We start from the raw sequence: 15,001 nt of genomic DNA, 5'->3' as shown, positions 1-15,001 counted from the left end.
TGGTCGACTGGTGACGTCGGGTCAGGTCAGGCGGAGCCGAACTCACTGTCGATGAAGTCGAAGAGGTCGTCGTCGCTCGCCGAGTCCAGCCGGTCCTCGACAGCGACCTCGCCCTCCGCCACCGCCTGCTCGGGTTCGAGCAGGGCCAGCAGGCGCTGGAGCCGTGTCGCCAGCGTCGAGCGGGAGCTCTCGTCCGCGACCACCTCGGTGAAGGCGGCTTCGAGGCGGTCCAGTTCGGCCAGGGCCGGGGCGAGGGTCGCCGCCGCCCCCGGCGCGGCCTCGGCCCGCAGGTGGCGGGCCATCGCCAGCGGCGTCGGGTAGTCGAAGAGCAGCGTGGCCGGCAGCCGCAGCCCGGTGGCCGCGTTGAGCCGGTTGCGCAGCTCGACCGCGGTGAGCGAGTCGAAGCCCATCTCCAGGAAGCCGCGCTCGGGGTCGACGGCGTACGCGTCGGCGTGTCCGAGGACGGCCGCCGCCTGCTCCCTGACCGCTTCCAGCAGGACGGCGTCCTGCTCCTCGCGGCTGAGGCCGGTCAGGTTCAGCCGGTCCGAGGAAGCAGCTGCCGTGGCCGACAGGACCGCAGCCGCGCGCCTGCGGGCCGCAGGCGCCCGAACCAGCCCGCGCAGCAGCGCCGGCACCTCTCCGGTCGGCGAGCGCAAGGCCCCCAGCGCCAGGTGGGCCGGGACGAGCACGGCCCCGCCGTCCGCGACGGCCGCGTCGAAGAGCGCCAGCGCGTCGGCCGAGGGCATCGGGGTGACGCCGCCGCGAGCCATCCGCAGCAGGTCGGCCTCGTCGAGCTTGCCGGTCATGGTGCTGCGCTGCTCCCACAGTCCCCAGACCAGGGAGTGTGCGGCGAGGCCCTGGGCCCTGCGGTGCTGCGCGAGCGCGTCGAGACCGGCGTTGGCCGCGGCGTAGTTGGCCTGCCCGACGCCGCCGAAGGTACCGGCCAGCGACGAGAACAGGACGAACGCGGCCAGGTCCAGGCCCTGGGTCAGCTCGTGCAGATGCAGCGCGGTGTCCACCTTGGGGCGCAGCACCCGGTCCAGGCGTTCCGGGGTCAGCGCGTCGACGACGCCGTCGTCCAGGATGCCGGCGGTGTGCATGACGGCGGTGAGCGGATACCCGGCGGGGATGTCGGCCAGCAGGCGCACCAGCGCCTCGCGGTCGGCGGTGTCGCAGGAGGCGATGGTGACAGCCGCGCCGAGACCGGTGAGCTCCGCGCGGAGCTCCGCCGCGCCGGGTGCGGCGTCGCCGCTGCGGCTGGTGAGCAGGAGGTGCTTGGCGCCGTGCCGGGTGACCAGGTGCCGGGCGAGCAGGCTGCCCAGCGCGCCGGTGGCCCCGGTGATCAGCACGGTGCCGTCCGGGTCGAGCAGCGCACCGCTGTCGGCGTCCACCGCGGCACTCGCCCGCGCCAGCCGTGGCACCCGCAGTTCGCCTGCGCGCACCGCCAGTTGCGGTTCGCCGTGGGCCGCTGCGGCGGGCAGCGCGCGGTAGGAGTCCGGCTGATCGTCCAGGTCGATCAGGACGAACCGGTCGGGGTTCTCCGACTGCGCGGCGCGCACCAGGCCCCAGACCGCCGCGGCGGCCAGGTCCGGCGAGGTGTCGCCGTCGGCGGCGACCATCGCATGACGGGTCGTCAGAATCAGTCGGGAGGACTGGAATTCCGGGCCGGCCAGCCAGCCGCGGACCAGGTCCAGCGCATGGTGGGTGGCGGTCCGCAGGTCGGCCGCGGTATCCGCGCCGACCGGCAACGCGCGATCGCCGCTGGGGACATGGGCCAGGACGGCGTCCGGGAGCGGCGCTCCGGCGGCGACGGCCGCGGCCAGGGCGGCGAGGTCCGCGTGCTGCTCGACCCGGGCACCGGTCGCCCGCAGGGTGGCAGCCGGCGCCTGATCCGGGTCCAGCACCGCCCAGGAGGCGACCGGGTGCTGCCCGTCCGCCGCCGGCGCGGCCGTCCAGTCCACCCGGTACAGCGATCCGGGGGTCGCCGAAGGTGCGGCCTGCGCCTCCTTGAGGTGGTCGACCGGCACTGGACGCAGCGTCAGAGTGTCGACGGTGGCCACTGGTTGGCCGGCCGGGTCGGCGACCTGGACGGTGAACGCGTGCTCCCCGGCCGGGGCGAGCCGCACCCGCAGCGCTCCGGCGCCCGGCGCGTGCAGCCGCGCGCCGGACCAGCTGAAGGGGAGCAGTCCCGCGCCGGACGCGCTGCCGTCGGCGAGGCCGACCGTGTGCAGGGCGGCGTCCAGCAGTGCCGGGTGCAGCCCGTACCGGACGGCGTCGGCCTGGGCCTCCTCGGGCAGGTCCACCTCGGCGTAGACGTCCTCGCCCAGCCGCCACGCGGCGGTGAGCCCCTGGAAGGTGGGGCCGTAGGCGAAGCCGTTGGCCGCGAAGCGCTGATACAGGTCGTCGACCGGTACGGACTCGGCGCCGGCCGGCGGCCACTGCGTCAACTGGAAGCCTGCCGGGGCCGCTTCGGGCACCAGCACACCGACGGCGTGCCGGGTCCAGACGCCAGCCTCGGCATCGGCGCCCTCGGGACGGGAGTGGACGGCCAGGGCGCGTGCGCCCGCTGCGTCCGGCGCCTCGACGGTGACCTGCAGCTGCACCGCACCGTGCTCCGGGAGCAGCAGCGGCGCCTCCAGGGTGAGCTCCTCCACCGCTCCGCAGTCGACGCGGTCCGCCGCCAGCAGGGCCAGTTCCAGGAAGGACGTCCCGGGGAACAGCGCCACACCCGACACGACATGGTCGCCGAGCCAGGGCAGGCCCTTCAGTGACAGCCGCCCGGTGAGCAGGAAACCGTCCTGGCCGGCCAGCGGGGTGGCCGCGCTCAGCAGCGGGTGGTCCGAGGCGGCGAGACCGGCCGAGGCGAGGTCGACGGCGCCCGAGGTCGCGTCGAGCCAGTAGCGGCGGCGCTGGAAGGCGTAGGTGGGCAGATCGACCCGGCGGGCGGAGCGGCCGGCCAGGAAGGCCTGCCAGTCAGGTCCGGTGCCGTGCACATGCAGCGCGGCCACCGCCGTGGTCAGCGCGTCCGCCTCGGCCCGGTCGCGGCGCAGCAACGGGGTCAGCACCACGCCCTCGGGCTGCTCCAGGCAGTCCTGGGCCATGGCGGTCAGCACGCCGTCCGGGCCGAGCTCGACGAAGGCGGTGATGCCGTCGGCCTCCAGGGCCCGCACGCCGTCGGCGAAGCGGACCGCCTCACGGACGTGGCGCACCCAGTACTCCGGCGCTTCGAGCTCGCCGGGCACGGCCGGGCGGCCGGTGACGTCGGAGACCACCGGAATGCGCGGCGGAGCGAAGGTGAGGCCGCGGGCGACCTGCTCGAAGTCGTCGAGCATCGCGTCCATGTACGGGGAGTGGAAGGCGTGCGAGACCCGCAGCCGCTTGGTCCTGCGGCCCGCTGCCCGCCAGAGCTCCGCGAGCTGCTCCACCACCGACTCGTCACCGGACACGACCACCGAGGTCGGGCCGTTGACGGCGGCCAGCGCCACCACCGCGTCGCCGTGGGGCAGCAGCGATTCGGCGACCTCCTGCTCGGAGGCCTCGATCGAGAGCATGGCCCCGCCGTTCGGCAGCGCCTGCATCAGCCGGCCGCGCGCGCCGACCAGGCGGCAGGCGTCCGGCAGGCTCAGCACGCCGGCCACATGGGCGGCGGCCAGTTCGCCGATCGAGTGGCCCAGCAGCGCGTCCGGACGCAGACCCCAGCTCTCCAGCAGCCGGAACAGCGCCACCTCGATGGCGAACAACCCGGCCTGGGCGCAGGCGGTCCGGTTCAGCAGCTCTGCCTCCGGGGTGCCCGCCGGGGCGAACATCACGTCGCGCAGCGGTCGTTCGAGTTCCGCGTCCAGCTGCGCGCAGACCGCGTCCAGCGCGTCCGCGAAGACCGGGAAGGCCTCGTACAGTTCCCGGCCCATCTCCGGGCGCTGGCTCCCCTGGCCGCTGAACAGGAAGGCCGTCCGGCTCCGGCGGCGGCCGTTGCCCCGGAGCAGGCCCGGCGCGTCGCGGTCCTCCGCCAGCGCGGTCAGCGCGGCGATCAGCCCGGCGCGGTCGGCGCCGACCACGGCGGCACGGTGCTCAAAGGCGGCGCGGCCGGTGGCGAGCGAGTAGGCGATGTCGGCGGGGGTGTCGTCCGGACGCCGGGCGAGATGCCCGGCCAGGCGCGCGGCCTGCTGCCGCAGCGCCTCGTCGGTCCGGCCGGACAGCACCCACGGCACCAGGTCCGTGCCCACGGGCTGCGGTGCCGACTGCCCGTCCTCCATTGCGGGCACCTGGGCGGGGACCTGTTCGAGGATCACATGCGCGTTGGTCCCGCTGATACCGAAGGCGGACACGGCGCCCCGGCGCGGACGCCCGGTCTCCGGCCAAGGCGTCGACTCGCCGAGCAGGGTGACCGAGCCGTCGGACCAGTCGATCTCCGTCGAGGGCTGCTCGGCGTGCAGGGTGCGCGGCAGTTCGCCGTGGCCCAGGGCCAGCACCATCTTGATCACCCCGGCCACACCGGAGGCCGCCTGGGTGTGGCCGATGTTGGACTTGAGCGCACCCAGCAGCAACGGCCGCTCCTGCGGCCGGTTCTGACCGTAGGTCGCGAGCAGCGCCTGCGCCTCGATCGGGTCACCCAGTCGGGTGCCGGTGCCGTGCGCCTCGACCGCGTCCACGTCCGACGGGGACAGGCCCGCGCTCGCCAGCGCCTGGCGGATGACCCGCTGCTGCGCCGGGCCGCTCGGCGCGGTCAGGCCGTTGCTCGCACCGTCCTGGTTCACCGCCGAGCCGGCCAGGACGGCGAGCACCGGGTGACCGTTGCGGCGGGCGTCGGACAGCCGCTCCAGCAGCAGCATGCCGACACCCTCGGCCCAGCCGGCGCCGTCGGCGTCCGCCGAGAACGCCTTGCAGCGTCCGTCGGCGGAGAGCGCCCGCTGCCGGCTGAACTCGATGAAGGTGTCGAGCGAGGAGATGACCGTCACGCCGCCCGCCAGCGCCATCGAGCACTCACCGGACCGCAGCGCCTGGGCGGCCATGTGCAGCGCCACCAGGGAGGAGGAGCACGCGGTGTCCATGGTCACCGCCGGGCCTTCGAGGCCGAAGGTGTAGGCGATGCGGCCGGAGGCCACGCTGCCCGCGCTACCGGTCGCCAGGAAGCCCTCGAAACCCTCGGGCGCCTGCTGCAACCGCGAACCGTAGTCGTGGTAGTTCGAGCCGATGAACACACCGGCCTGGGTGCCGCGCACCGTGCCGGGGTCGATACCGGCCCGCTCGAACGCCTCCCAGGACGCCTCCAGCAGCAGCCGCTGCTGCGGGTCGACCGCCAGCGCCTCGCGCGGGCTCATCCCGAAGAACTCGGGGTCGAACCGGTCGGCCTCGTAGAGGAAGCCGCCGCCGCGGGCGTAGAAGGTGCCCGGCTTGTCCGGGTCCGGGTCGTACCGGCCCTCGATGTCCCAGCCGCGATCGCTCGGGAGTGCCGCGACCGCGTCCCCGCCCTCGCTGAGCAGCTGCCACAGCTCCTCCGGGGTAGTGACTCCGCCGGGAAGACGGCAGCTCATCGCCACGATCGCGACCGGGTCGTGCTGCGCCGCGAACGGGTCGCCGACGGGTGCGGCCGGGGCCGGGGCAGCGGCCTGGGTGCCGAGCAGTTCGGCCCGCAGCATCCGGGCCATGGCGGTGGCGGTGGGGTGGTCGAAGACCAGCGTCACCGGCAGCCGCAGGCCGGTGGCCTCGGAGAGGCGGTTGCGCAGTTCGACCGAGGTCAGGGAGTCGAAGCCCAGGTCGCGGAAGGCCCGGTTCTCGTCGACCGCGTCGGCGCCGGCGTAGCCGAGGACGGCAGCGGCCCGGGAGCGCACCAGATCGAGGATGGTGTGGTCCTGCTCCTCCGCGGACAGTCCGGCCAGCCCTTCCGCGAAGCCGCCCGCCACCGGCGCGCTGACGGCATCGCCCGCCGTGACGGCCTGCGCCGCGCGGACCTCGGGCAGGTCGACGAGCGCGCGGTCGATCCCGCCCGCGGTGTAGCCGCGGGCGTGCTCGGTCCAGCGGACGTCGGCCACGGCGAGGAACGCGTCCCGGGCGTCGATGGCCTGCTGAAGGGCGGTCAGCGCCAGTTCCGGGTCCATCGGCGGCATCCCGCCCCGGGCCAGACGCTCACCGGTGTCACCACTGGCGAGACCGCCGCCGCCCCAGGCGCCCCAGGCCACCGAGGTGGCGGGCAGACCGTCTCCGCGGCGCTGCTGGGCCAGGGCGTCCAGGAAGGCGTTGGCGGCGGCGTAACTGCCCTGGCCCGGGCCGCCGAGAGTACCGGCGAGCGAGGAGAACAGGACGAACGCGGAGAGATCGAGGTCGCGGGTGAGATCGTGCAGATGCTGCGCGGCAGCCACCTTCGGCCGCAGCACCGTCTCGCCGCGCTCGGGCGTCAGCGAGTCGAGCACACCGTCATCGAGGACGGCGGCGGCATGGAAGACGGCGGACAGCGGCTCGGTCTCGGGGACCTCGGACAGCAGTCGCGCCAGCGCGTCGCGGTCGGCGACGTCGCAGGCCGCGACGGTCACCCGGGCGCCGAGGGCGGTGAGTTCGGTTTCGAGCTCGGCCACGCCCGGTGTGTCGGGGCCTCGACGGCCGGCCAGCAGCAGGTGGTCGGCGCCGTTGCGGGCGAGCCAGCGTGCGACCTGCGCGCCGACGCCTCCGGTGCCGCCGGTGATCAGCACGGTGCCCTGTGGCGTCCACGGCTGCGCGGACGTCGTGGCGGGAGTGGCCCGGACCAGCCTGCGGGCGAAGAGACCCGACCCGCGAAGGGCGATCTGGTCCTCGCCGGTGCTGCCGGAGAGCGCGGCGGCCAGCCGGGACGCGGCACGGGTGTCGAGGGTCTCCGGAAGGTCGAGCAGGCCGCCCCAACGCTGCGGGTACTCCAGCGCGGCGATCCGGCCGAAGCCCCAGGCGAGCGCCTGGACCGGCCCGGCAAGGCGGTCCGAGCGGCCGGTGGAGACAGCCCCTCGGGTGCCGATCCACAGCGGGGCGCCGACGGCGGCGTCGCCCAGGCCCTGGAGCAGGGCGACGTTCAGAGCCAGACCGGTGCACAGTGCGGTGTCGCGTGCGTGCGGGGTCTCGTCGAGGGCGAGCAGGGACAGCACGCCGCTGACGGAATCCGGCGCCGTGGCGGCGGCGATCAGGGCAGCGGTCAGGAGTCCGGCGACCGCGCCGCGATCGCTGCCGGCCCCGCCGAGTTCGACGGTCACCACGTCGGCACCGTGTGCGGAGAGGGCCTGGGCGGTCTCGGCAACCGTGGCGGAGTCGGCGTGGCCGTGGGGCACGGCAAGCAGCCAGGTGCCCGCGAGGGACGTGGGCGAGGTGGAGCCGGTGACCGGCTTCCAGGAGACGGTGTAGCGCCAGTCGTCGACGGCGGAGCGGGCCAGCTGTCCCCGGCGCCAGTTCGCCAGCGTGGGGATGAGCTCGCCGAGCGACTCCTGCCGGTCGAGCTGGAGCGTCTCGGTGAGGGCTTCGAGGTCCTCGCGTTCGACGGCGTCCCAGAAGCGGGCGTCGAACTCGTTCTGCGGGTTCAGGGCGTGGTGGGAGACGGATCCGTCGCCGGTCCGCTCCAGCCAGTAGCGCTCGCGTTGGAAGGCGTAGGTCGGCAGATCCACCGACTCGCCCGCACCCAGCAGCGCAGCCCAGTCCACGGCCACCCCGCGTACGTTCAACTCGGCCAGGGAGGTCAGGAACCGGGCCGCGCCGCCCTCGTCCCGGCGCAGCGTGCCACCGACCACCACGTCGTCACCGGCAGCCTCCAGGGTCTCCTGCACCGCGACCGTCAGCACCGGATGCGAGCTGACCTCCACGAACACGCCGTGGCCCTCGGCATGCAGGGCGCGGACCGCCTCCTCGAACCGCACCCGCTGCCGCAGATTGCGGTACCAGTAGCCGCCGTCCAGGGACGCGGTGTCCACCAGCTCCGCGTGCAGCGTCGAAAAGAACGGCACCGACCCCGACACCGGCGCGACCTCCGCCAGTGCCTGCGCCAACTCCCCCTCGATCTCCTCCACATGCACCGTGTGCGACGCGTAGTCCACCGGCACCCGACGAACCCGGATCTCCTCCGCCTCGCCCCAGGCCACGAACTCGTCCAACGCGTCCCCGTCGCCCGCCACCACGACCGAACCGGGGCCGTTCACTGCCGCCACCGAGACCCGGCCCTCCCAACGGTCGAGCACCTCCTCAACGCGCTCCAGACTCAGCGCCACCCACACCATCCCGCCGCGACCCGCGATCGCCCGAATGGCCCGCGACCGCAACGCCACCACCCGCGCACCATCCACCAACGACAACCCACCACTGACCACGGCGGCCGCGATCTCCCCCTGCGAGTGCCCCACCACCGCAGCCGGCACCACACCCACCGACCGCCACAGTGCCGCCAACGACACCATCACCGCCCACGACACCGGCTGCACCACATCGACGCGACCCAACGCCACCTCATCGTCAAGGACATCCAGCAGGCTCCAGTCCACGAACGGCGCCAACGCCGCCGCACACTCCTCCATCCGCGCACGGAAGACGGGAGAGGACTCCAGCAACTCCCGACCCATCCCCACCCACTGCGCACCCTGACCTGGGAAGACGAACACCACGCCACCCGCAGCACCCGCCACACCACGCACCACACCCGGAGCCACCTCACCGGCCCCCAGCGACTCCAACCCCTTCAGCAACGACTCACGATCCGACCCCAACACCACCGCCCGATGCTCAAACAACGCCCGCGACCCCACCAACGACCGCCCCACCCCCACCGGCCCCAACCCACCATGCGCCTCCACATGCGCCCGCAACCGCTCCGCCTGCTCCCGCAACGCCCCCGGCGTCCGCCCCGACACCACCCACGGAACCACCGACAACCCCAGCACGCCGTCACCCTCAGGAACGGCCGACGACTCAACCAACTCCGGCGCCTGCTCCAACACCACATGCGCGTTCGTCCCACTCACACCGAACGACGACACCCCAGCCCGACGCGGACGCCCCGTCTCCGGCCACTCCTGCTCCTCGGTCAGCAGCGACACCGCACCCGACGACCAGTCCACGTAGGAGGACGGCGCATCCACATGCAGCGTCTGCGGCAGCAGACCGTGCTGCATCGCCAGCACCATCTTCATCACGCCCGCGACGCCCGAAGCAGCCTGCGAGTGACCGATGTTGGACTTGACCGATCCGAGCCACAACGGCTGCTCCGCAGGCCGGTCCTGACCGTAGGTCGCCAGCAGCGCCTGCGCCTCGATCGGGTCACCGAGCTTCGTACCAGTGCCGTGCGCCTCCACCACGTCCACATCCGCCGACGACAGCCCGGCGTTGACGAGCGCCTGACGGATCACCCGCTGCTGCGCGGGTCCGCTCGGGGCGCTCAGGCCGTTGCTCGCGCCGTCCTGGTTGAGCGCCGTCCCACGGACCACCGCGAGCACCGGATGCCCGTTCCGCCGTGCGTCCGACAGGCGCTCGATCAGCAGCAAGCCGGCGCCCTCGGAGAGCCCCATCCCGTCCGCGGCTTCAGCGAACGCCTTGGAACGGCCGTCCGTCGCGATACCGCCCGTGCGGGCGAAGCCGACAAAACCGATCGGCTCCACCATGATCGCGACACCGCCGGCCAGCGCCATCGAGCACTCGCCCGAGCGCAGCGACTGGATCGCCATGTGCAGGGCCACCAGCGACGACGAGCACGCCGTGTCCACGGTGATCGCCGGACCCTCCAGGCCCAGGGTGTAGGCGATACGGCCGGACAGGACGCTGGTCACGCTTCCGGTGACGATATGCCCCTCGACACCCTCGGGGAGGTTGTCCATGCCGCCGAAGCCCTGGTTGGCTCCGCCGATGAACACCCCGGTACGGGTCCCGCGCACCGCGTCGGCGCGAATGCCGGCCCGCTCGAACGCCTCCCAGGACGCCTCAAGCAGGATTCGCTGCTGCGGGTCCATGGCGACGGCCTCACGCGGCGAGATCCCGAAGAACGCCGGGTCGAAGTCGGCCGCGTCGTGGACAAATCCGCCCTCGCGGGTGTTGACGGTGCCCTCACGGTCGGTGTCGGGGTGGAACAGCTCGTCCAGGCGCCAGCCCCGGTTGTCCGGGAAGCCGGAGATCACGTCGCGGCCCTCGGCGACGATCCGCCACAGGTCCTCCGGGGTGCGGATGTCACCGGGGTAGCGGCAGCTCATCGCGACGATCGCGATCGGATCGTCGTCGGCCGCCGCCACAACCGGCGCCGCTTCCGGTCGCGTCGCCACGGCACGCTCGCCGAGCAGTTCGTCTCCGAGGTGGCGCGCGAGGGAGGTGACGGTGGGGTGGTCGAAGATGACCGTCGCGGGCAACCGCAGACCGGTCGCGGTGTTCAGGCGGTTGCGCAGCTCCACCGAGGTCAGCGAGTCAAAGCCCAACTCACGGAAGGCGCGCATCAGTTCGACGGTGCCAGGGTTGCTGTGGCCGAGCGTCGCCGCCACGGTGGCCCGGACCAGGTCCACCAGGGCCTGGTCCCGCTCGCCGTCGGCCAGGCTGCCGAGCCTGGTGACCAGGGAGAGCGCCTCGGTGGCCGGCGCCTTCTGCTTGGCCTGCTCCTCGGTCCGCAGGATCTCCGCGACCTCCGGCACCTCACCGAACAGCGGGCGCTTGCGCAGCGCGGCGAAGACGGGGATGAAGCGGTCCCAGTCGATGTCGGCGACCGCGACGAAAGTCTCATCGTGGTCGAGAACCTGCTGCATGGCGGCGACGGCGAGCTTGGGGTCCATGAACGGGATTCCGCGCCAGCGCAGTTGCTCCTCGACGATGGCGAGGGCCATGCCGCCGCCCTCTTCGCTCCAGATGCCCCAGGCGATCGACGTACCCGCGAGGCCGCGGGCCTGCCGGTGTTCCGCGACCGCGTCGGCGTAGGCGTTGGCGGCGGCGTAGGCACCGTGGTCACCGCTGCCCCACAGGCCGGCGACGGAGGAGAAGATGACGAAGGCGTCCAGCCGGTCGTCGTCGAAGACGGCGTCGAGGTTCGCGACGCCGACCATCTTGGCGCGCGCCCCCTCCGCGAACTCGGTGAGGTCGGTGTCGGCCAGCGGAATCAGGATGCCCACGCCGGCGGTGTGCACGACGGTGCGGATCCGGTCGCCCCCGGACTCGATCCGGGCGACCAGTTCCTCCAGCGCCGCACGGTCGGTGATGTCGCAGGAGGCGATCGTGACGCGGGCGCCGAGCCCGGTCAGCTCGGCGGTCAACTCCGCCGCGCCCGGGGCGTCGGAGCCTCGGCGGCTGAGCAGCACCACATGTTCCGTGCCGTTGCGGACCAGCCAGCGGGCCGTGTGGGCGCCCAGTCCACCGGTTCCGCCGGTCACCAGGGCGATGCCACGGGAGGTCCAGGTCCGGTCGGCGGTCGTGTTGCCCAAGGGGGCGCGCACCAGTCGACGCATCATCACTCCGGCGGAGCGGACCGCGATCTGGTCCTCCTCCTGCGCGTCCGCGAGGACCCCGCACAGCCGGGAGAGCGCGCGGGCGTCCAGCGTCTCGGGCAGGTCGACGAGACCGCCCCAGCGCTCGGGGTGCTCCAGCGCCTCGACGCGGCCCATCCCCCAGGTGGCGTTCTGCAGCGGGCTCCGCATCGGGTCGGAGCTGCCGGTGGTGACCGCGCCGCTGGTGGCCAGCCACAGCGGGGCCCGCATCCCGGTGTCGGCGAGCGCCTGGACGAGAGCGAGACCGGCGACGACGCCGGTGGGGAGATCCGGACGGGCGGGGTAGGGGGTCTCGTCCAGAGCGAGGAGGGAGAGGATCCCGCTGAACGGCGCCGCGCCGTGCTCGGCGGCCTCGTCCAGCAGTACGGCGAGGCGGGTGCGATCGGCGTCCGCCTCGCCGATCACCAGCGGCAGGACATGGGCGCCGTGGGCGGCCAGTCCATCGAGGCAGGCGGTCGCCAGAGCGGACCCGGCCTGGCCGGCGGGCAGGGCCACGAGCCAGGTGCCGCTCAGGGTGGTGGCGGAGCGGTCCGCCATCGGGCGCCAGGTGATGCGGTAGCGCCAGGAGTCGATGGTCGAGGTCGCGCGACGGCCGCGACGCCAGGCGGAGAGCGCGGGCAGTGCACTGCCGCCGAAGGTCTCGGAGCTGTCGGCGTCGAGGTGGAGGGTCGTGGTGAGGGCTTCGAGGTCCTCACGTTCGACGGCGTCCCAGAAGGCGACGTCGGTGGGGTCCTCGGCCGCCGCAGCGGACTCTGTCTTCGGCACCTCCAGCCAGTAGCGCTCGCGTTGGAAGGCGTAGGTCGGCAGATCCACCGACTCGCCCTGCCCCAGCAGGGCAGACCAGTCCACGGCCACCCCGCGCACATGCAACTCCGCCAGGGAGGTCAGGAACCGGGCCGCACCGCCCTCGTCCCGCCGCAACGTGCCACCGACCACCACGTCGCCGGAACTCTCCAGGGTCTCCTGCACCGCAACCGTCAGCACGGGGTGCGAGCTGACCTCCACGAACACCCCATGGCCCTCGGCATGCAGCGCACGCACCGCCTCCTCGAACCGCACCCGCTGCCGCAGATTCCGGTACCAGTACCCGCCGTCCAACAACGCGGTGTCCACCAACTCCGCCTGGACGGTGGAGAAGAACGGCACCGAACCCGACACCGGCACCACCTCCGCCAGCGCCTGCGCCAACTCCCCCTCGATCTCCTCCACATGCACCGTATGCGACGCGTAATCCACCGGCACCCGACGAACCCGGATCTCCTCCGCCTCACCCCAGGCCACGAACTCGTCCAACGCGTCCCCGTCACCCGCCACCACCACCGAACCCGGACCGTTCACCGCCGCCACCGAGACCCGACCCTCCCAACGGCCCAGCACCTCCTCCACCTTGTCCAGGCCCAACCCGACCCAGACCATCCCGCCCCGACCCGCGATCGCCCGAATCGCCCGCGACCGCAACGCCACCACCCGCGCACCATCCACCAACGACAACCCACCAGCCACCACCGCAGCCGCAATCTCACCCTGCGAATGACCCACCACCGCAGCAGGCACCACACCCACCGAACACCACAACGCCGCCAACGACACCATCACCGCCCACGACACCGGCTGCACCACATCCACACGCCCCAACGCCACCTCATCATCAAGCACATCCAACAGGCTCCAGTCCACAAACGGCGCCAACGCCGCCGCACACTCCTCCATCCGCCCACGGAACACAGGCGAGGACTCCAGCAACTCCCGACCCATCCCCACCCACTGCGCACCCTGACCCGGGAAGACGAACACCACACCGTCACCAGCACCCTCGGCGACACTCCCGCTCACCACACCCGCCCCCGGCCGACCGGCCGCCACCGCACTCAAACCCCGCAGCAACGACTCACGGTCCGACCCAAGCACCACCGCCCGATGCTCGAACGACGCCCGGGTATCCGCCAACGACCAAGCCACCCGCGCCGGCTCCAACCCCGGACGCGACTCCACATGCCCCCGCAACCGCTCCGCCTGCTCCCGCAACGCCCCCGCACCACGCCCCGACACCACCCACGGCAGCAACCCGCTCTCCACGGACCGCAGCACCGACTGCTCGGCGACCGGGACGTCGTCCGGCTCAATGTCCTCGACTTGCGGCGCCTGCTCCAGCACCGCATGCGCGTTGGTACCGCTGCCGCCGAACGACGAGACTGCTGCCCGGCGCGGGCGGCCCGTCTCGGGCCACTCCTGCTCCTCGGTCAGCAGCGACACCGCACCCGACGACCAGTCCACATGCGGGGTGGGCTCATCCACATGCAACGTACGAGGCAACACCCCGTGCTGCATCGCCAACACCATCTTGATCACACCCGACACACCCGACGCCGCCTGGGTATGACCCACATTCGACTTCAACGACCCCAACCACAACGGCCGCCCCACCGAACGATCCTGACCATACGTCGCAAGCAACGCCTGCGCCTCGATCGGGTCACCCAGCTTCGTACCGGTGCCGTGCGCCTCCACCGCATCCACCAGCTCAGGCGTCAACCGCGCATTCGCCAACGCCTGCCGAATCACCCGCTCCTGCGCCGGACCATTCGGCGCCGTCAACCCATTACTCGCACCATCCTGATTGATCGCCGTCCCACGAACCACCGCCAACACCGGATGCCCGTTCCGCCGCGCATCCGACAACCGCTCCAGAAGCAGAACACCCACACCCTCGCCCCAACCGGTGCCGTCCGCACCGGCCGCAAACGGCTTACAACGCCCATCAGCAGCCAACCCCCGCTGCCGACTGAACTCCACGAAGTTGCGCGGGCTGGCCATCACCGTGGCACCGGCGGCCAGCGCCATCGTGCACTCGTCGCGGCGCAGCGACTGCACCGCGAGGTGCAGGGCGACCAGCGACGACGAGCACATCGTGTCGATGGTGACGGCCGGTCCCTCGAACCCCAGTGTGTAGGAGAGGCGCCCGGACAGGACCGCGCCCGAACCACCGGTCAGCAGATGCCCCTCGACGCCGTCCGGCGCCGACTCCACCGCAGCTCCGTAGCCCTGGTTGCTGCTGCCCACGAACACGCCTGCCTGTGCGCCACGCAGCCGCGCCGGGTCGATGCCGGCCCGCTCCAGCGCCTCCCACGAGGTCTCCAGCAGCAGCCGCTGCTGCGGATCCATCGCCACCGCCTCGCGCGGCGAGATCCCGAAGAACGCCGGGTCGAACTGGTCGGCGTCGTAGATGAACGCACCCTCGCGGGTGTAGGTGGTGCCGAGGTGCTCCGGATCCGCGTCGTAGAGCTTCTCGATGTCCCAACCGCGGTTGACCGGCAGCCCCGAGACCGTGTCGACGCCCTCCGAGAGCATGGTCCACAGCTCTTCGGGCGTACGGACGCCGCCGGGGAAGCGGCAGCTCATCGAGACGATGGCGATCGGCTCAAGCTGCCGGGCCTCCACGTCCTGGAGACGCCGTCGGGTCTGCTGGAGATCCGCCGTGACGAGCTTGAGGTAATCGCGGAGCTTGTCCTCGTTAGCCATGAAACGTCATCAGTCCCTTGAGCGAGCCCGAA

The 15,001-nt window shown here is 72.8% G+C and carries 1 protein-coding gene; it reads right to left on the bottom strand.

The window, feature by feature from the left end; all coding sequences use genetic code 11:
- Positions 1-26: 26 nt before the first annotated feature.
- Positions 27-14,969: a type I polyketide synthase gene (locus ABH941_RS03925; RefSeq protein ID WP_370127132.1), complete on the bottom strand. Its 14,943-nt coding sequence runs from the start codon at positions 14,967-14,969 to the stop codon at positions 27-29.
- Positions 14,970-15,001 lie beyond the last annotated feature (32 nt).

It is taken from the genome of Streptacidiphilus sp. EB103A (assembly GCF_041261405.1).
In the GTDB taxonomy this organism is placed as follows: domain Bacteria; phylum Actinomycetota; class Actinomycetes; order Streptomycetales; family Streptomycetaceae; genus Streptacidiphilus.
Note: the sequence above shows the minus strand (reverse complement) of the source record. Positions and strands in the feature narration are given on the sequence as shown.